Genomic DNA, 19,250 nt, shown 5'->3' on the forward strand with positions numbered 1-19,250 from the left:
TTCTTATTCCTCATCTTCCAGCAGGTACTGGGCCAACTCATGGATTGGAAGACCCTTGTCCATACTCATTTTCCGGAGTTGTTTATAGGCTTCGTCTTCTGAAAGATTATAGCTTGTCATGAAGTGAATCTTTGCTTTTTCAACATACTTTCTATTTTCAAGTGACTTTTCCAGTTTGCTCAGTTCACTCTGAAGGTCGTTTAGCTTGCGTGAACTCTTTAAGGCAAACTCTGACGTTCGATAAACTTCTGCCAAGGAGACCGGACGCCTCAAATAAGCATAGACCTTAAGGCCCTGAAGTCCGTTAAAAAACATGTCATTGGCTTCTTTTACAAGAAAAAGAACCGCCGCATTTGTTACAGTTTCAATCCGCCTGGCCTTTTCAAAACTCGATGATCCCCATGCTTCATAATTGGCTAGGACCAAATCTGGTTTGAACTTGATAATTCTAGGCATGCATTCCATGACACTTTGAGTGGCTTGAACCTGATATCCTTTGTTACGAAACAGATTCTGCAATGTATATAGTGTTTTTTCGTCTGAATCCACAATGAATATTTTCTTCATGTTCGCCTCCTCACTATAAACTCTAATATACGATTTAGAAAAGGACTTGTCAAACATCTGGAAGGCTGTTTTTGCAATATTTTCACTACTTTAAATTAAAAAACGTTTTCCGAAACATTTTTGCAAAAACACATTGCATAATCATTCATTTCCTGTATAATAAATTTAACTTGAATAAACATGACAAAGACGTCAGATAGAAGCCCCCCGCTTCAACTGACGTCTTTTTTTGTTTTATATTCAAGGTGAAATATTACCCCAATACCGGTTGGAGGTTGTCCTCATGCAACCTCCTGCTCCCCCCGGATATTTAATGCCTATTCATGCTTGATATATATTTTTGCGCCTTTAGGCGCACTTTTTTTAGGCACACAAATTATAAGCTGAAATTTAAGCCATTCACAGGATCTAGATTCACTAAATATTTTGTGCCTTTGTTGCATCATCCGCCATATTTTTCATGACCTTTAGAATGACTGTGTCTGTGATTTGCATGCCTTCTGAAGCGACTTGACCCAAGTTTTGAATACTTCTTTCAACGCTTTCAGACACAATGCCATTACGCGGGGGAACAACAACACCGTAGCGTGCCATGTTCGACATCTGAACACCTGTGCTTGCGGCTGTTGCAAGCTTTAAAGCACAACTGTCTTTTGCACCATCACATATCAGACCAGATACATTCCCTATCATATTTTGAATTGTGTTTTCAATTTCTTTATATGAACCACTTTCCAACCAAGTGATTGCTGCACCAGACCCAGTTGCCGCCGAAACAGCACATGAGCAAATTGCTGATAGCCGACCAATATAATTCTTCATATAGCAGTTGACCAAATGGCTGATGGCCAATGCTTTGATTAATTTTTCTTCTTCAACGTCATGCATTTGTCCATAAGCGGCAATCGGAAGAATAGCTGTCAATCCATTATTCCCACTTCCATTTGAGCTCATTACAGGTTTTGTGATGCCCGACATGCGTGCATCAGAGGCAGCCGCTGTGAGCATCATGGCTTTGTGAGCCAAGCTTTCATCCATAACACCATCCGCTATTTGTCTTTGAACAGCATAACCAACACCCATACCTAGAGATTTTTCAAGACCACTTTGAGCCACTTTGAGGTTCATATCAATCCCAGCAAGCAAAAATCTTATTTCTTTGCTTGGCATATTTTCCACGTCTTTAATAATATCTACAATATTCATATTAAAAAAGGCTTGATTTGGATTTTCTGTTTGGTTAGCAATCCTATCTTCAGAAAAAATCACTTGTTCATTTTTTTCAAGGAGCACGAAGTGATCATGATGGCCCTTAACAACAGCTCGCGCTGTCATTTGACCTGATTTCACCCTTACATCAACAAAAACTTTTTCACTTGTATCGGCTATGGCAACGCGTACAGCCCCCTGACCCAAGTACATTTTTGCAAGCTCAACCATGTCTTCATCCACAGATGACAGAATTTCAAGACCTAAATCCGGATCGCCACCAGCAGCTCCAAGAGCTGAAGCCATATCAAGACCTACAAGATCAGTCTGTGGTATTCCAACAGATAGCCCATTCTTATAGAAGTTCGGTGAAACCTTGACGTCAATTGTATCAACCTGGTCTACTCCCAGTAAAGCCCTTGCCTTTGCCGCTGTCAGGACAACCGCGACAGGCTCAGTACATCCCATTGCTGGTCTAACTTCACTTTTTAATATGTCAATCATCATTTTTTGTGTTTTATTCATGCCTACCACCCTTTCTTCTTAGCTCTTGCATATAGTATTATGCAAGCCCCATGCCAAGTATAAAAATGCCTTCGAGAGGGTATTCAATCTCATAATGAGACCATTTCTTTCTGTCTTTTGCCCTGTAACCCCTTTTCATCAGTCCATTATGATGAAAAAAGGCTTCAGTCTCATAATGAGATTATTCTCACTTTGAGACTGAAGCCTTTTATATTATTCATTTAAACTTCATAATTTGAAGCATACTTTCATAGTTTGCCTAAGGTTTATAAGTCTATGCCGTAGGACTTAATTTTTCTATACAGGGTTGCCCGGCTTAAGCCAAGGGCCTCAACCGTCTTGTCAATGCCTTCTTTATCCCTTCCAAAATGACATAAGGCATCATGAATGGCCTTTTTCTCAAGGGCCTTAATTGACGTAATCCTTGTCTTTGAACGGACTTGACTTGAAGTGGTTTCCCTAAATCTTACTGGTAGATCAGCCATGGTTATAACACCTGTTTGATTCATATTCACCGAAAACTCCACTGTATTTTGAAGTTCCCTGACATTGCCTGGCCAGTCATATATTTTAAAGGCCTCAAGAACGTCACGTTCCACACGTATCATGGTTTTTTCAAGCATTTCTCCACTTTTTCTCAGGAATATATCCACAAGAGTCTGAAGATCATCCTTTCTCTCTCTTAATGGCGGAATACGGATGGGTATAACATTCAATCTATAGAAAAGATCTTTTCTAAAAGCCCCTTCATCTACCAGCTTTTCTAAGTCCCTATTGGTCGCTGATATAACCCTCACATTAATAGGAACTGGGCCACTGCTTCCAATACGTTCCACTGTGCCTTCTTGAAGAACCCTAAGAAGCTTGGCTTGTAGGTGAAGAGCCATATCGCCAATTTCATCTAAAAAAATGGTTCCCTTGTCTGCCATTTCAAACTTACCGATCTTTCCGCCTTTAAGGGCGCCTGTAAATGCCCCTTCCTCGTAGCCAAAAAGCTCACTCTCAAGTAAATTATCTGGTATGGCAGCACAGTTTACAGCAATAAAGGGTTCACTCGACCGCTTGCTTTCAAAATGCATTGCTCTTGCAAACAGCTCCTTGCCTGTTCCGCTTTCCCCTTGAATAAGAACAGTTGAAAGACTTCTCGCTGCCCGTCTTGCAAAATCAATGGTCTTCAAAAAATCTGAGTTGCTCCCAATGATGTCATCAAATCCTATGACTGAACCATAGCCCACAACATCTTTAAACGTGTGAAGGAGAGTTTGAACATTGGTACACGTCATAACAATTTCGCATATTCGATCCACGCATATTACGGGTTGAGAATGGAAAAGCAGGCGTATGCTTTTACCATTTTTCTGAAGTTGCATCTGACCATTGATCGGTTTTTTGCTCGTAAATAAAGCCTCTACATCCTCTGCTTGCATGTAGTGCTTTAGGTGTTCTGCTGACTTTGAACATTCCAAGTTAAGGAGTCTTCTTGCCGTTGCATTGGCATGGCGGACATGGAAATTTTCATCCAAACTAAAAACAGCATTTTCCATAGAATCAAGTAGGATTTCCAACTCTCTTGACTGCATCTCAAGGGTTTGTTTTTGAGATTCCTCAACCACTTTAACGGCTATAAGTTCTGCCATCCGTTTTAAAAAAATCAGTAAATTTTCTCGGTTGGAAAGAATGGCTTTTTTCTTCTCAAGGTCAAAGGCGATTAGACCTATAACCCCCACAATTTCTGTGCCCACTTCAATTGGGCAGCAAACTTGGGCAAACTCCCTGCAACTTTCCTTATGGTTGCACATAACACACGCTTCATGTTCACGGGGGTTTTCAATAATAAAGGCCTTTCCCAAGTTAAGGGCATAGGCGAAAACCGAACTCGCATCCACTTTGCAACCAACATCGCCTAGATATTCACCTGTGGCTGCCAAACGATTGAACTCATTATCTATAATTGTTACATCCACATTTATGACACTATTTATTGCCTTAACAATGCCAGCAAGAGTCTCTTTGATTCTGAGCATTTCCTCACAGTATTTTGACACAAGCTTCACTCCAATTATTTAACTTGTTCGAAAACCATTTTAGGTTGACGACACATTGGACATACCCAGTCTTCTGGTAAATCCTCAAATGACGTGCCCGCAGGAATGTCATTCATTTTGTCGCCTCTTTCAGGCTTGTAAGTGTATCCACAAATTGTGCATTTATAATGATCCATATTTAATCATCCTTTCAAATCACTCCAAAAGCCCCACCAAAGGACGGCCACGAAGCATCTTCTTTTAATAATAACCATGCACTTCCATAATAGCTCAAAACAATTATTTCGACTAGCTAAATTTTCGGTTCTCGTGTAAAATAATCCTGAAAGGAGTCCTTATATGTTTTTACTTACATTTGCTTTTTCCATGGTGACGGTTCTATTCATGGTGAGCAAAAAAATCAATATTGGTATTTCCCTCTTGACTGGAGGCACGCTCTTAATGCTTCTTAATCAAGTTGGTGCTAAGGTTATTTTAAATACTTATACCTTAACCTTTACCAGCGAACAAACTATTTCGCTCGCCCTTACAATCGGACTTATATCCATCCTAGGCCATCTTTTAGAAGTCTATGGCATTATGAACAAAATGATAGACTCTATGGAGGGTATGTTGCGAAGTGCCAAGGCAACCATCCTTATAGCGCCTGCAGTTATAGGCACGCTTCTTGTTACTGGTGGTGCCCTTATGTCTTGCCCTGTTGTAGGCTCTCTTGGAGATAGACTTGAACTCTCTATGGAAAAAAGAGCATCAGCCAATTTGGTTTTTCGACATGCGCTTTATTTTATTTTTCCCTTTTCGCCACCACTTATCCTAGCCGCTGAGCTCGGAGACTTTAACATTTGGGATTTTATACGAATTCAATTTCCCATTGCCATTACGATGTATGTCCTGGGGTATCTTTTCTATATTAGGAGTGCTAAAACCCACAGACCCCCTAAAACGGACATGCGCGAATACCTTCAAAACATCAAATCCTTTATACTGTTTTCCATGCCTATTTGGATCAGTTTTGTTGGCGCTCTTATTTTCAAACTTCCTTTTTATGTATCGCTGGCAGGTGGTATAGTCGTTTGCAGATTGCTTGCTATTAAGAGTTCCGAGACATCAGCCCTAGAAACTGGATTTTTTATTCACATCAAACAGGGCTTTAAGGGTAAGATGGTTCTAGCTATTATTGGTATCATGTTCTTCAAAAATGTTGTGAACAATTTTGATGACCTCTATATCTACATTAAAAGCCTCATTGATCTTGGCATTCCATTAGAGCTTCTCATCGTGGTATCGGCAGCGGTTATTTGCTTTCCTCTGGCATCCACACAACCAGGTATTGCCATTTTGTTCCCAATCATTTTACCAATGGCACCTGATTATCATACGAAACTCTTATATGGAATGTTCATTTATACATCCAGCTTCTTATTTTATTATATTTCTCCCCTGCATATGTGTCAGGTCCTAACACTTGAATACTTTAATGTTGATATGAAGTCTCTTTATAAACATTATGTACCAATCCTTCCAGTGACATTTCTCGTTATGGTTGGGGTTTACTTTTTAATGCTGTAAATATAAAAGATCTTGAAATCCATAAACGCGGATTTCAAGATCTTTTTTTCTGAGAAACTTATCTATAGGAGCATATGACTTGACTATACAACTTCTTAAGCATCCCTTTCAAGAGATATTGTCTCATAGCGAATGCCTCCAGCACCTTGCTTCATAGTATGTTTTAACTTAAAACTGGAAACTGTATCTTGGAGAACATCTGCCTGGGCTGCCATTTCTTCACTAGCCGCAGCCCCACGTTGAGCCGTTTCAGCATTTAACTGAGTGACATCAGAAACTTGACTGACGCCTTCATTAATCTGATTGATGGCTTCTGCCTGTTCATTAGATGCTAGGGTAATATCCTTCACAATGCTGTTAACCTTTTCCACCCCAGATGTTATTTCTTTCAAGGCTTCCGCTGTCTGATCAGCAATAAGCGCTCCATCTGTCACTTTTTTAATAGAGTCTTCTATCATTTGCGTCGTTTCATTGGCAGCCCCTGCTGATCTAGCCGCCAAATTTCTAACCTCCTCAGCCACAACAGCAAATCCCTTACCATGTTCTCCTGCCCTTGCAGCCTCTACAGCCGCATTTAGGGCAAGTATATTGGTCTGGAAGGCAATCTCGTCAATCACCTTTATAATATTCGAGATTTCACTCGAAGACTTATTAATTTCCGCCATGGCCCCAAGCATATCATTCATCTGACTTTGACCACTTTCAGCTTGGTCACGAACCTTACTTGCAAGGTTCTCAGCCTCTGTTGCCCTTTCAGCATTGAGCTTGGTTTGATCGGAAATTTCATGCATGGATGATGTGATTTCTTCAATGGAACTTGCCTGCTCAGTAGACCCTGCTGATAGAGACTGGGATATGCTTGAAACTTCGTTGGACCCTGCAGCAATCTCTTGACTCGACGCACCCATTTCTATAAAAATTTCATTAAGAGCATCTGTAAAGACATTAATGGATTGTTTCATCTGAGCAAAATCACCCAAGTACTCACGACGGATGCTAACATCTAAATTCTTATCTGCCAATGCACTGAGAATCTGTGAAGTTTCATCAATATATGATTTAATTGCATTCACTGTACTCTCAAGACTTGTATAGATTTTTTCAAAGTTTTTGGCTATGGTCTGTGTATCTTCATCTTCATCTTCAACTTTTACATTTATACTTAAGTGTCCATTGGCGAGCTGTTCTAAGCTCGCAATTAGTTTTCGAACCTCATTGGATTGATAGTTTGTCTGCTTCTCTTTAATTTTTGCTTCTTGAGCCTGTTTTCTTGCTGCCGCTTCTTGCTGTCTAGCCGCTTCCTTAATCTGTGTCTGATCCATAGCGATTTCGAACACACCAACAACATCTCCTGCTTTATTTAATAAAGGAACCCCATTGTATTTTATATCCATAGGTTCACCAAGTGGCTTGCCAATGGTTTCGGCTGTTGAAACCTTTCCTGTACGAATGGCATTTGCACAGGCACATTTTTTCTGATGGCAATCGTCTGCCTTAATAAGATCATAGCACTTATGTACACCCAGTTCTTTTCCCTTAGGCAGTGCTGTGATTTCCCTAGCTTTTTGATTGGCATATTGAACTGTCATTTCCGTATCCATGGCCATGACAACGGCTGGCATTTTATCTATATGGTTTTCCAAAGTGGATGCCACATTATTAAGGCCTTCAATAAGTTGAAGCCATCCGCCCTTAAAGCTATGCGCATCCGCTTGGGCATCCAGCTTACCATAAACAATTGCGGTTTCCATATCCTCAGCAGACTGAATCACTGACTTAATCTTTGCCACTATGGATTCAAATGATCTTGAAACATCTGCCACTTCATCCTTACCTTCCGTGTCCAGTTCAACCTCCATATTTCCATCTGCGATTTTTTTAGCCGCATCATTAAGCTTTTCAATTGGTTTTGAAATCGAGGAAGCCATAAAAATGGCAAGACCAATGCTTATAGTCACAAGAGCAGCTACTCCAATAAGCACATTGCGAAGCATCTCACCTTGGACAGCCCGAACATGATCAATATAAACACCTGTTCCCACAAGCCATCCCCAGCTATCAAACCCAATCACATAAGAAAGCTTTTCACTGTCTTCAGTTTCTCCCGGTTTAGGCCATAGGTATCCCACAGTACCCTGTCCTTCATTCTTCGCCACATTTATCATTTTAGCAAAGAGCTTGGTTCCATTCGAATCCTCAATGCCCATCATATCCGTTCCTTCAAGATTTGGATTGATCGGGTGCATAATGGCTTGTCCTTCATATGAATTCAGGAAGAAATAATCTCCCGACCCAAACCTATACACACGGATTTCTTCCTTGGCTGCTTCCTGAGCAGCTTCTAGGGTTAGTGTCCCGTCATTTGCCAAACCTTCATATTTTTCTAGTACGGTCAAAGGCACTTTAACCAAGTTTTCAAGTTCTGCAATCGTTCTATCCATAATGATATCGTTTATAGTTGGTATGAGCCATATACTCACAAATCCTAAAAACAATATAAATATGACTGCCACAAGCATAATTATTTTAGATTTCAATTTGAAACGCTTAAAGCCCATATCATTTCCTCCTTTTACCATTTTACCATTTATGGTTACTTGTTACCCCCATTGATTGCCAATATTACATTTCAATTACGACAGACTGTAATATTTATGTATCTTAACCTTTCATTTTTATGTTTACTTTTTAATATCTATTTTCGTAATTTTTCCGCCATATCATCCATGCTAAAATGCTCCTTATATATGCTATAATGTGTATGTAATCAACGTTTTGAGGAGGCGCCATTGAAAAGACGGATACTTGTGACCATTATGATTTTTATTTTAGTGGTACTGATTTTTGCAGATAGATACATGAAACTTGAATACAATTTCGGTTTTTTCAAGTACTTCACCCAGTCCACTTCCTTGACAAGTGAAGAAAAGGAATGGCTCAGTGACCACGGTCCGCTTATCTACGGGGCTGACAATTCCACCCCGCCCATGCGGTATGTTGACCCACAGACTGGTCAGTATAAAGGGGTCACTATAGATTATTTACAGGCTCTTTCCACAGAGCTTGAAACGGACATTATCTTCAAGCCCATGATTTGGGCAGATGCTCTTGATGCGCTGGCCAGAGGAGAAACTGACCTGTGCGACATGTTTCCTTCAGAAAAACGCTCTGAACTCTATCTTTTTTCTGACCCCATCAACTTTCAAAGAACAGTTATTGTCGTTCCCATAGATGAATACAAGATTGAAAATCTATTTGATTTGGTCGGTCGTCGTGTTGCAGCCCAAACCGGAGACTATGTCAATGAATTTCTTAACAGCAATGTCGATGGAATAAACTTTGTGCATGTCCCTGAATACAGTGACCTTTTCCCAGAATTAGTTAAGGGACAAGTGGATGCCATTGTTGGCGATGAACCTGTATTAAGTTACTACTTAGATGAACTGGATTTGGGTGACCAATATAAAATAGTGGAAAAGCCACTATATGAGCTCCACTCAGTACTCAGCGTACCAAAAGATGAGAAAATACTTCTCAGTATAATCAATAAGGGGATTTACTCCCTTGAGAGAAAAAACATAATGAATAAGATCCAGCAGAAATGGTTTGGTATTTCTACCCCTATCAGCCGTGAAACAAGCGATGAGAAAATGCTTCTAATCGTATCTTTTTTCATGCTTAACATTATGCTGGCAAGTTACCTCTTTTTCACATGGAACAGTGAACTTAAGGAAGAAGTGGACGCCAGGACGAAAGAACTCATTATAAGTCGAAATGACCTGCAAAGAACATTTGATAGCCTCACCCACCTCATGGTTGTCCTGGATGAAGACTATAATATTATTACGGTTAATAAGGTGTTTTGCGATACTCTCGGTGTAAAAAAACATGAAATTTCCGGGAAAAACCTTAAGGAAATTCAAGGTCTACCTTCCCTGCCTATTATCATGAATGTCATTGCAAACACCCTGGAAACTGGGAGCAAATCAGAAGTAGAGCTGGACTATATGAATCAGACCTACTTAATCACAACTTCCCCACTCATCGAAACCTATGAATCTTCCAATCGATTGCTTATGATGATACAGAATGTCACAGAGTTAAGACTGGCTGAACAGCAAGTCTTACAGGCCAGTAAAATGGCTGCTATTGGACAGCTGGCAGCAGGTGTGGCCCACGAAATTAGAAATCCCCTAGGTCTCATAAGAAACTACACATACTTCTTGAAAAAGACCCATGATATAAGTGAAGAAATGAAAGACAAGTCCTTCACACAAATAGAAAACGCCGTTGAACAGGCCAGCCAGATTATTGATAACCTTTTAAACTTTTCGAGGATCACAGATAAGCGAATCACCACTGTGAATGTATTCGCCTACTTAAAGGACATGATCGAACTCAATCACAAAGTTATGGAAAAAAGAGATGTGGTTTATCGTATTAATATTGATCCAAATCTCAACTGGACCATAATGGAGGACGCTCTCAAGTCGGTCCTCATAAACTTAATTTCCAATTCGGTCGATGCCATGCCTAACGGTGGACATCTTACACTCACATGCTGGACTGAAAATGATAAACTCGTCATCACCTGTAGTGACACAGGTCAAGGCATGACTCAAACAGACCTGGAAAAGGTCTTCAACCCCTTCTTCACCACAAAGCAAACAGGGGAAGGCACTGGACTCGGACTATATATCACTTATAATCAAATCCAAAAAATGAATGGACAAATCACAGTCGAAAGTACCCCCAGATGTCGGAACGACATTTAGAATTGAGCTCCCTCGACTTAAGGAGGCATCTGAAAATGGTTATAAAGAAGAACTTATTTAAAATACTTATTGTCGATGACGAGGCGGAACATCGAAACATTCTAGAAATGATTTTAACCAGTAACAACTACAAGACCGACACTGCCAATTCTGCAAAAGAAGCATTAAAAAAACTCAGCAAGGAAAATTATCATTTGATTCTATCTGATCTTAGAATGCCAGAAATGGACGGCTTAGAACTGCTTGATAAAATCAAAGAAGAGTATCCTGACCAAGATGTGATTATTGTTACAGGCTACGGAACGGTAAAAAATGCTGTAGAAGCCATGAAACGTGGTGCCTTTTCCTACTTTATTAAGGGGCATGATCCCGATGAGCTTCTTCTTGACATTGAAAAGATCATTCGCCTATCTGACTTAAAGTTCAAAAGTGATGCCTTAAACGATTCTGTTTCAACAGATTTCTTAATGGATTCCAAAAATCCAAAATTGCAGGATGCCATTCGTATTATTGAATCTGCTGCCAACTCAAATGCCAATATTCTCCTTCTTGGTGAGTCTGGTGTTGGTAAAGAGGTTTTTGCCAATTACATTCACAAGCTTAGCGAGCGTAAGGAAAACCCTTTTGTTGCAGTCAATTGTCACGCTTTTTCAGAGTCCCTGCTGGAATCTGAGCTCTTTGGTCATGAAAAAGGGGCATTTACAGGTGCCACCGACAGGCGAATTGGTCGTTTTGAGTCAGCCCATGAAGGCACACTATTTCTCGATGAAATCGGCGACACCTCTTTAAGCACACAGGCCAAGCTGCTACGAAGTCTGGAGTCAAGAAAAGTTGAAAGAATTGGTTCAAATGTTTCCATAGATGTGGACTTCAGACTGGTCTCTGCAACAAATCGGGATTTGAGAGCCATGGTTGCAGAACATACATTTAGGGAGGATTTGTTCTATCGACTTAGTACGATTACCGTTGAACTGCCACCGCTTAGGGAACGTAAGGAAGACATTCCTGCCCTGGTTGACTTCTTTCTGAGAAAGGCCCAAGTTGACATGAAAAAGAGTATTCAAAGTATTGACGATGCTGTTTGGTCTTTTTTAAAGTCTTATGACTATCCCGGAAATATTCGCGAATTGAAAAATATTATTGAGCGATTTGTCGTGCTCGCCAGAGATGGGCGCATCAGTCAACAGGACATTCCAAGTGGTTATGTCAAGGAAGCTCAAGCCAGACATGAGAGCTATGAGAAAAATTTTTCTCACACCGTGCCCCTTAGGGAATTTAGAAAAGATGCTGAATCTGCCTATATTCAAAGGGTTCTTGAAGAGAATAATTATAATATGACACAGACATCAAAAGCTCTAGGCATCAGCAGACGACAACTTTTTAACAAAATCACAGAGTATGGTTTGAAGAAAGATGATGCATAGTGAGAAATTTTATTCTCATTTTCTAAAAATTTCTCATAAATTTTTGATGAGTCATTTTTAACGAGGTCATCCCTTGTGGAGACATCATCAATATATTAATTTTATTTTATTTTTACTTTCGTTTTACATGAAAAAACATTGCTTCACTTTTTAAATTTAGTCTTTTACCCATACTCTGTAAAATTGGCATCTACTTTGCAATATATATTCCTAGAGATGTATGTATGGTACTATGCTAAATTTCTAACGAAGCCTGTATGAAGCAATGAGGGGGAAAATACATGGCACGACTCGTAGATTTTCTCAACGCTCTGATTTGGAGCGAATGGTTAATCGCCTTATGTCTTGGAGCCGGTTTTTGGTTCACCATAAGAACTAAATTTTTGCAAGTCCGTCTTTGGAAGGAAATGATTCATCTCATGTTTCAAGGCAAGGCCTCAGAACAAGGGGTTTCATCCTTCCAAGCACTTGCTATATCCATATCTGGACGTGTCGGCATCGGCAATATCGCCGGCGTGGCCTCAGCCATTGCTATAGGTGGGCCTGGAGCTGTCTTTTGGATGTGGGTTATTGCATTTTTAGGCGCCAGCTCTGCCTATGTGGAGTCTGCCCTCGCCCAAATATATAAAGTGGAACAGGATGGACAATACCGTGGTGGGCCAGCTTATTTTATTGAAAAAGGCATGGGAAACAAAACCTTTGCCGTGGTCTTCGCCGTAACAACGGTGGTATCCATGGGTCTTTTCATGCCTGGTATTCAAGCCAATTCCATTGCAGCTGGTCTGAACAATGCCTTTGGGATATTTCCTGTCATCACCGGCGTCGTTCTTGTATCCCTTCTTGCAGCAATCGTTTTTGGTGGTGTCAAGCGAATCGGCCGAGTGGCAGAGTTCATCGTGCCATTTATGGCAGCCGCTTACATTTTCACAGCTCTTATAATTATTTTTATGAACATCTCCCGTCTGCCGGAAGTTCTCCGTTTAATTGTAGAGTCAGCATTTGGTCTTGAACCTGCCTTTAGTGGTATCATTGGCATGGCCATCGCCTGGGGCGTTAAGCGTGGTGTATATTCTAATGAAGCTGGGCAAGGGACAGGCCCCCATGCCGCTGCTGCAGCCGAGGTCTCCCACCCCGCCAAGCAGGGACTCGTTCAGGCATTTTCCGTCTACATTGATACACTTTTCGTCTGTAGTGCAACTGCATTCATGATTCTCATAACAGACATGTACAACGTGGAAAATCCCATTGGCGGCTATCTTGTTATAAAAATTGGTGATGTGGATATTGGTCCTGCTTACATTCAAGGTGCTGTTGAATCAGCCATGCCTGGATTTGGAGCCGCATTTGTTGGCATTGCATTGGTCTTTTTTGCCTTTACAACCCTCATGGCCTATTATTACATCGCAGAGACAAACATCGCATATCTCAACAGAAGTGGCAAGACGCCATGGTTGCTTACTGCCCTTCGCGTTGTTATGCTGGGAGCAACTTTCCATGGTGCCATTAAGACCGCTGATATTGCATGGGGGATGGGTGATGTTGGTGTCGGCCTCATGGCCTGGCTAAATATCATAGCCATACTTCTGCTTCAAAAGCCTGCCCTTTTAACACTCAAGGACTATGAAGACCAGCTTAAACAGGGACATGACCCTGAGTTTTCCCCTCGCAAGTTGGGCATTAAACATGCCACGTGGTGGGAAAATGACAATCGAGATAAGCCCTATACTATAGCAAAATAAGATATTTCATTACATTTTATTAATTGAGCGACTTGCAAAATATCATTCAATCCCCCTTGCTATACCATATATAGAGATTTAATAATCAAAAAATCTATATATGGTATAGTAAGGGTATATATCTGTAATTTTGCAAGCGCCTGAAGTAAGTCAATGACAATAACGTCACTTTTATTTGTAAAACATAGCGTTATAATTAGAGTATAATTATTGCGCTTCACAGAATCATATACTAAGGGGAAAAGTTCATGGAAAAGAGAATTCTTATTATTGCAACTGGTGGCACAATCGCCTGTGCCGATGATGGAAAAGGATTAACACCACAATACAACGTCGAAGAACTGCTGTCCTTTGTTCCAAGAGCACGTAAGCTCTGTGACATCGATGGTAAGATGATCATGAACATAGACTCAAGCAATATGACACCCAACTGCTGGGTTAAAATTGCAAAGGCCATTCACGACGCATATGATGATTATGATGGCTTTGTTGTTACCCATGGTACGGACACAATGGCCTACACATCATCTGCACTTACTTATATGCTGGAGGGACTAAATAAACCGGTTATTATAACTGGATCACAATACCCTATTGCGCAAGAGCACACTGACGCCGTTCACAATTTGAATGATGCCATACATTTTGCCGTAGAAGACCTAGCCGGTGTTTTCGTCGTATTTGATGGCAAGCTCATATCCGGTCCAAGAGCTATGAAAGTTAAAACAAGAAGTTATGATGCTTTTGAGAGTGTGAACTTTCCTTATATTGCAGAAATAAAACATGACAGAATTCAGTACAAGCGTTTTGTATTCTCAAGATTCAAACCAAAGGGAACAGAACTGGTCTTCCATCCAGAGGTGGATAGTTCGCTCATCGTTATTAAGCTCTTCCCAGGAATAGATCCTAAAATATTTAACTATATTAAGGAGAACTACCGCGGGGTCATTATTGAGAGTTTTGGCATTGGCGGAGTGCCTTTTGAAAATGTCGATATCGCCAGTGAAGTCGCTAACATGATTCGCTCAGGCATGTGTGTTATGATGACAACCCAGTGCCTTGAAGAAGGCGTGAATTTTGACATATACGAAGTGGGCAAAAAAATTCCTAAGGATGGCATAATTTATGCCAATGACTTAAACACAGAAGCCTCTGTCGCAAAACTTATGTGCGCTATGGGCCGATGCGAAGCCGTTACAGATGTAAAAGCGCTCGTTGAAAAGCAGATTCAGTTCGATATGCATCAAGAAGAATACTTCTAATATACGCACCACAGAATATAACAAAACCCACAAGCGGATTTTCTTTATAGGAATCCACTTGTGGGTTTAATAATTTTATGAAACTTTTTCCCTGTCATTCATAAGCCTAACCCTTTTGATATGTTTGCTTCTAAAGATAAAGGCTATGCCACCAAATAGTCTAAAAATAGCTGTCATATATAGGGCGAAAATAATACCCTTCCCCTGCATAAAAGCATGCCCCACCATTGGAGCTATGGCCAGACTCAGGTTAATAAATGTGTTATAAAACCCCATGTAAACAGTTCGCTCTTTAGAAGGTAAAACCTCAAGCAGTCCACTTAAAAGCACTGTTAGGGTGCCTGATGTGAATATGCCCGTGGCCACAGCCACAATTGACATAACAATAAGATTCTTTGAGACAATATATAGAAGCGGTGTTAATGCCATACCCATAGTACAAATTGCTGTAACAGCTGGGTTTCCAAGTTTTTCGATATAGCCTGGCCAAACCTTATGGCCTATAATCATGGTTAAAAATGAGCCCATATTAATTATGGCCAACCAAATTTCATTGGCGCCCAGTACCTTAATCATATAAATGGAAAAGAGGGGCCACCCCATTTGCCAACCAAAATGAAAAATTAAAGAACAAACCATAAAGAGCTTGAAGTCTTTGTTTGCAGGTATGGATTTTAGTGTGGTCTTCCAATGAATTCCCCTGCTCTGGCTAAGTGTTCTCAATTTGAACTTCTCAAATATTATAATTTCACCCACACCAAAAATAAAACTCAACACAAAGAAAATCTGATAAATGAATATGCGTTCCGATTCATTTCCTGGCAACTCTGATAAAATATATCCAGTGAGAAGTGTCACAACCATAACAGCATATACGCCATACTGGTTGCCCTTTCCAATAGCAAGGGCCCTGTTGCCTTCATTGAACACATCCCCCACAAAACTTTGAAAACCTGACAAATACACGGCTAAAGGCACACTCATCAGGGCCGACAAAATAACAAATCCCATGGGTTGATAAGCTTTTGGCATCATGGGAACGGTTGCGAAAAGAAGTATTATGACACGACTTATGAGTATTGTCATTTGAATGGCTCTTTTTTTACAGGCCTGCTGACTCAACCAGACTGTTCCGATAAAAACAGTTAGAAACATCATAAAACCAGGCAATGCATTGTATAAAGAAATATGAAAAGCACTGCCCCCTATCCGCTCAAGAAACTTAACAGCATAAGGCTTGTACATCTGTTCCATAACTTTAAAGAGCACACTGTATATAACAAATATTTTTAAATTGTGTTGAAAAACTCTATCTCTCTCACCCATAGATTCCACACTTTCTATACCTATAATATTTAGGTTCCCTAATCAATATACAACCATTTTGATGAATGTTCAACTAATATAAAAAAATGAACTTGTAAACATTTTGAAAACCTTAGGGACGGAACTTGACTTTTTAATTTTCCAGGTGTATCATGAAATCACAAACACATGAGAGGCGTGATGTGATGGCTAGAAAAGCACGTGAGAAGAATACTTTTGGAACTTACCTTATACAACAAAGTGGCGGCGGTTGCCGGAAACTTTTTATGGATTCCAAGGATAGGGAAAAATTTCTATCTATTGTGAAAAAAGCAAAGAAAAAATTTAATTTTCGACTATACGCATACTGTTTGCAAGATGATGATGCCTATCAACTGATTATTCATGACAATGGTAGTGATATTTCAAAAATTATGAAGAGCATTAATATCTCTTATGGCATGTATGCCGTGTGCGAGGGAAAACTCTTTAAGGACAGATACAAAAGCTCTCTAATCACCGATTTTCCCAGTCTGTTTCACTCTATTCAATGTGTTCAAGTGCCAGACTTTAAATCTCCATCCACCTTTGATGATTTAATCGATATGGATGATTTACTTCACTTGGTTAACGATGACATAGACACTGCAAAACATATCATCAAGAGCTATTTTGATGGAGACACAGAAACGACTCTATGTGATAGCAGCAAAACGTTTTGCAAAGATGATCCCAATTGTCTAACATGTGAGATTGATGCAAAGAATAAACTGCTTGAAATTGCCCAAAAAAAAGGCATGTCACAAGCAGAGATTTTTAAGGATAAGAAATTAAGGAACCAACTTATAAGACAATTTAGAAGAGAATCCACACTTTCACTTAAAGCTTTGGGTGCCTTGTTCGGTGGTCTGTCAGAATCATCAGTGTGTAAAATACTTAATCAAGAAGAATAAGCCCCTCTTTGAAGGGGGCCTTTTTTTCAAAACAAATTCAAGTTTCGTCCCTCGTTCTGCGACCCAAAAGATAAAGTTAATTTTCCTACGAAACTTAGACTTGTCAAACCTCAAGTCAAGTTTCTAAAGATCTGGGTCGCATCGGTTTAAGCCTTCAAGATTGGGCATAGGGAAAATACAATTCGTATACAAGCGGAAAAGTCATAGACTTTCATTTTATGAGGTGATAATATGTTTGATTTAAATCTTTCCAGTGAATTTACAAGCAACAACAACAATAAAGTAAACAGTAAAACATTATACGATGTTCTTGTTATAGGCGGTGGACCTGCAGGGTTAAATGCCGCTCTCTACGCCAAGCGAAAAGGCATGGAAACAGCTATAATAGCAGAACGTGTTGGTGGACAAGTCCTTGATACTTCATCTGTAGAAAACTATCTTGGCACAGTAGAAGTTAGTGGTCAAGGTCTTATGGAAAAATTCAAAGAACACGTGGACCACTTGAAGATCCCAATTAAACGTGATGCCAAAGTCGAAAAAGTTGAAGATGGACAAATCAAGAAAATACACCTAAGTGGCGGTGAAATTATACGTGCCAAGTCACTTATCGTGGCCACTGGCAGTCGGCCTCGAAGACTTGGTGTTCCTGGAGAAGACGAATTCAGTGGCAAGGGCGTGGCCTACTGCGCAATTTGTGATGGCCCATTCTTTACAGATTTGAAAGTGGCTGTTGCAGGGGGTGGAAACTCTGCCGTTGAAGCCGCCATTGATTTGTCGAAAATTGCCAGCGAAGTGGTGCTTGTTCACAGAAGCGACTTCAGGGCGGACCAAATATTAATTGACCGTCTGAACGCCATCGAGAATGTTACAGTCCTACTCCAAACGCAAATTCTAGAAGTTAAGGGACAATCGCTTTTGACCCACCTTCATGTGCTCGACAAGGAAGCAAACGCGGAAAGAGACATTGATGTCAATGGTCTTTTTGTAGAAATCGGTTATTTGCCAAATTCAAAGATCTTTGAGGGGCTACTTGATATGACACCTTCAGGTGAAATTATAGTAAATGATAGGACCGAGACGAATGTCCCTGGTATATATGCAGCCGGTGATGTTGCCACTGTGCCTTATAAGCAGATCATTATAGCTGCCAGCGAAGGGGCAAAAGCTGCCCTAACTGCAAATGACTATGTTAACAAGCTCAATGTATAAAGGAGGATATATATGGCACTTTTGAATGATGAATTAAGAGAACAATTAAAGGGAATTTTGAACCAAATGAAGGACCAGGTAAATGTTGCCTTATTCACAACAACTGAAACTTGCGAAACATGCGAAGACACCAAGGCCTTTATGGAAGAAGTCTCCAACGTTTCAGACAAGGTTGTACTCAATCAATATGACATAATAGAAAATAAGGACATGGCAGATAAACTCGGCATCTCACTCACACCATCCATCGTTCTTCTTGACAAAGACCATAAGGACAATGGGATTAGATTTAATGGTATTCCTGCAGGACATGAAATCAACTCATTTATTACTGGATTGATTGAAGTGAGCGGTGCTGGAGAAGAACTTCCGGAAGATTTTAGAGCACGTCTTGACAAAGTGGACAAGCCCGTTCATATAAAGGTCTTTGTAACGCTTGGTTGCCCGCATTGTCCAGGTGCCGTATCCAAAGCTCACAAGTTGGCACTGGAAAATGAAAATATCACAGCTGAAATGATTGAATCCCAAACCTTCTTCAGTGAAGCTGAAAAATACGATGTTAGCGGTGTGCCTAAAATCATTATAAACGAAGACCATGACATCGTTGGTAATCAACCTATTGAAAGTTTCATGGAGGTCATCGAAGCCCTTTAAAGCCATCGGTTAAA

Annotated in this window: 14 protein-coding genes; 8 read left to right on the plus strand and 6 right to left on the minus strand. The window is 40.3% G+C overall.

Annotated features, from left to right (window positions below):
• Window positions 1-3: 3 nt before the first annotated feature.
• The 4 genes from ACQ4KW_RS14115 to ACQ4KW_RS14130 all read right to left on the minus strand — a co-directional run bounded on the left by ACQ4KW_RS14115 (window position 4) and on the right by ACQ4KW_RS14130 (window position 4,522).
• Window positions 4-567, minus strand: a complete 564-nt coding sequence (locus ACQ4KW_RS14115) for an ANTAR domain-containing response regulator (RefSeq protein ID WP_430883126.1) — start codon at window positions 565-567, stop codon at window positions 4-6.
• 417 nt (window positions 568-984) lie between these two features.
• Window positions 985-2,301, minus strand: coding sequence for a serine dehydratase subunit alpha family protein (locus ACQ4KW_RS14120; RefSeq protein ID WP_430883127.1), 1,317 nt, complete (start codon window positions 2,299-2,301; stop codon window positions 985-987).
• Window positions 2,302-2,567: 266 nt separating this feature from the next.
• Complete coding sequence (locus ACQ4KW_RS14125; RefSeq protein WP_430883128.1) at window positions 2,568-4,346, minus strand: sigma-54 interaction domain-containing protein; 1,779 nt, start codon at window positions 4,344-4,346, stop codon at window positions 2,568-2,570.
• 14 nt (window positions 4,347-4,360) lie between these two features.
• Window positions 4,361-4,522 (minus strand): rubredoxin, encoded by a 162-nt coding sequence (locus ACQ4KW_RS14130; RefSeq protein WP_430883129.1) that lies wholly within the window; start codon window positions 4,520-4,522, stop codon window positions 4,361-4,363.
• 163 nt (window positions 4,523-4,685) lie between these two features.
• Between ACQ4KW_RS14130 and ACQ4KW_RS14135 the strand changes: the two genes are divergently transcribed.
• Window positions 4,686-5,915, plus strand: coding sequence for a DUF401 family protein (locus tag ACQ4KW_RS14135; RefSeq protein WP_430883130.1), 1,230 nt, complete (start codon window positions 4,686-4,688; stop codon window positions 5,913-5,915).
• 95 nt (window positions 5,916-6,010) lie between these two features.
• Here the strand turns inward: ACQ4KW_RS14135 and ACQ4KW_RS14140 are convergent, their stop codons facing one another.
• The gene (locus tag ACQ4KW_RS14140; RefSeq protein ID WP_430883131.1) at window positions 6,011-8,473 is read right to left on the minus strand and encodes a methyl-accepting chemotaxis protein; all 2,463 of its coding nucleotides are present in this window, start codon (window positions 8,471-8,473) and stop codon (window positions 6,011-6,013) included.
• A 231-nt stretch (window positions 8,474-8,704) separates the two neighbouring features.
• Here ACQ4KW_RS14140 and ACQ4KW_RS14145 point away from each other — a divergent pair, with 231 nt between their 5' ends.
• The 4 genes from ACQ4KW_RS14145 to ACQ4KW_RS14160 all read left to right on the plus strand — a co-directional run bounded on the left by ACQ4KW_RS14145 (window position 8,705) and on the right by ACQ4KW_RS14160 (window position 15,115).
• Window positions 8,705-10,690 carry a transporter substrate-binding domain-containing protein gene (locus ACQ4KW_RS14145; protein ID WP_430883132.1) on the plus strand — a complete coding sequence of 662 codons (1,986 nt, stop codon included), beginning with the start codon at window positions 8,705-8,707 and terminating at the stop codon, window positions 10,688-10,690.
• Window positions 10,691-10,725: 35 nt separating this feature from the next.
• On the plus strand, window positions 10,726-12,114 hold the full coding sequence (locus ACQ4KW_RS14150) for a sigma-54-dependent transcriptional regulator (protein WP_430883133.1): 1,389 nt from the start codon (window positions 10,726-10,728) through the stop codon (window positions 12,112-12,114).
• A 281-nt stretch (window positions 12,115-12,395) separates the two neighbouring features.
• Complete coding sequence (locus ACQ4KW_RS14155; RefSeq protein WP_430883134.1) at window positions 12,396-13,853, plus strand: alanine/glycine:cation symporter family protein; 1,458 nt, start codon at window positions 12,396-12,398, stop codon at window positions 13,851-13,853.
• A 248-nt stretch (window positions 13,854-14,101) separates the two neighbouring features.
• On the plus strand, window positions 14,102-15,115 hold the full coding sequence (locus tag ACQ4KW_RS14160; RefSeq protein WP_430883135.1) for an asparaginase: 1,014 nt from the start codon (window positions 14,102-14,104) through the stop codon (window positions 15,113-15,115).
• A gap of 75 nt (window positions 15,116-15,190) precedes the next feature.
• Here the strand turns inward: ACQ4KW_RS14160 and ACQ4KW_RS14165 are convergent, their stop codons facing one another.
• Entirely contained in the window at window positions 15,191-16,441 is a 1,251-nt protein-coding gene (locus ACQ4KW_RS14165; protein WP_430883136.1) for an MFS transporter, read from the minus strand.
• Window positions 16,442-16,593: 152 nt separating this feature from the next.
• Here ACQ4KW_RS14165 and ACQ4KW_RS14170 point away from each other — a divergent pair, with 152 nt between their 5' ends.
• The 3 genes from ACQ4KW_RS14170 (at window position 16,594) to pdo (ending at window position 19,236) form a co-directional block, all read left to right on the plus strand.
• Complete coding sequence (locus ACQ4KW_RS14170; RefSeq protein ID WP_430883137.1) at window positions 16,594-17,373, plus strand: transposase; 780 nt, start codon at window positions 16,594-16,596, stop codon at window positions 17,371-17,373.
• A gap of 231 nt (window positions 17,374-17,604) precedes the next feature.
• Window positions 17,605-18,582 carry an NAD(P)/FAD-dependent oxidoreductase gene (locus ACQ4KW_RS14175; protein WP_430883138.1) on the plus strand — a complete coding sequence of 326 codons (978 nt, stop codon included), beginning with the start codon at window positions 17,605-17,607 and terminating at the stop codon, window positions 18,580-18,582.
• Between the two features lie 12 nt (window positions 18,583-18,594).
• On the plus strand, window positions 18,595-19,236 hold the full coding sequence (pdo, locus tag ACQ4KW_RS14180; RefSeq protein WP_430883139.1) for a protein disulfide oxidoreductase: 642 nt from the start codon (window positions 18,595-18,597) through the stop codon (window positions 19,234-19,236).
• Window positions 19,237-19,250 lie beyond the last annotated feature (14 nt).

This window comes from Tianxiuia mixotrophica (genome assembly GCF_050596425.1).
Classification (GTDB): Bacteria; Bacillota; Clostridia; order Peptostreptococcales; family Acidaminobacteraceae.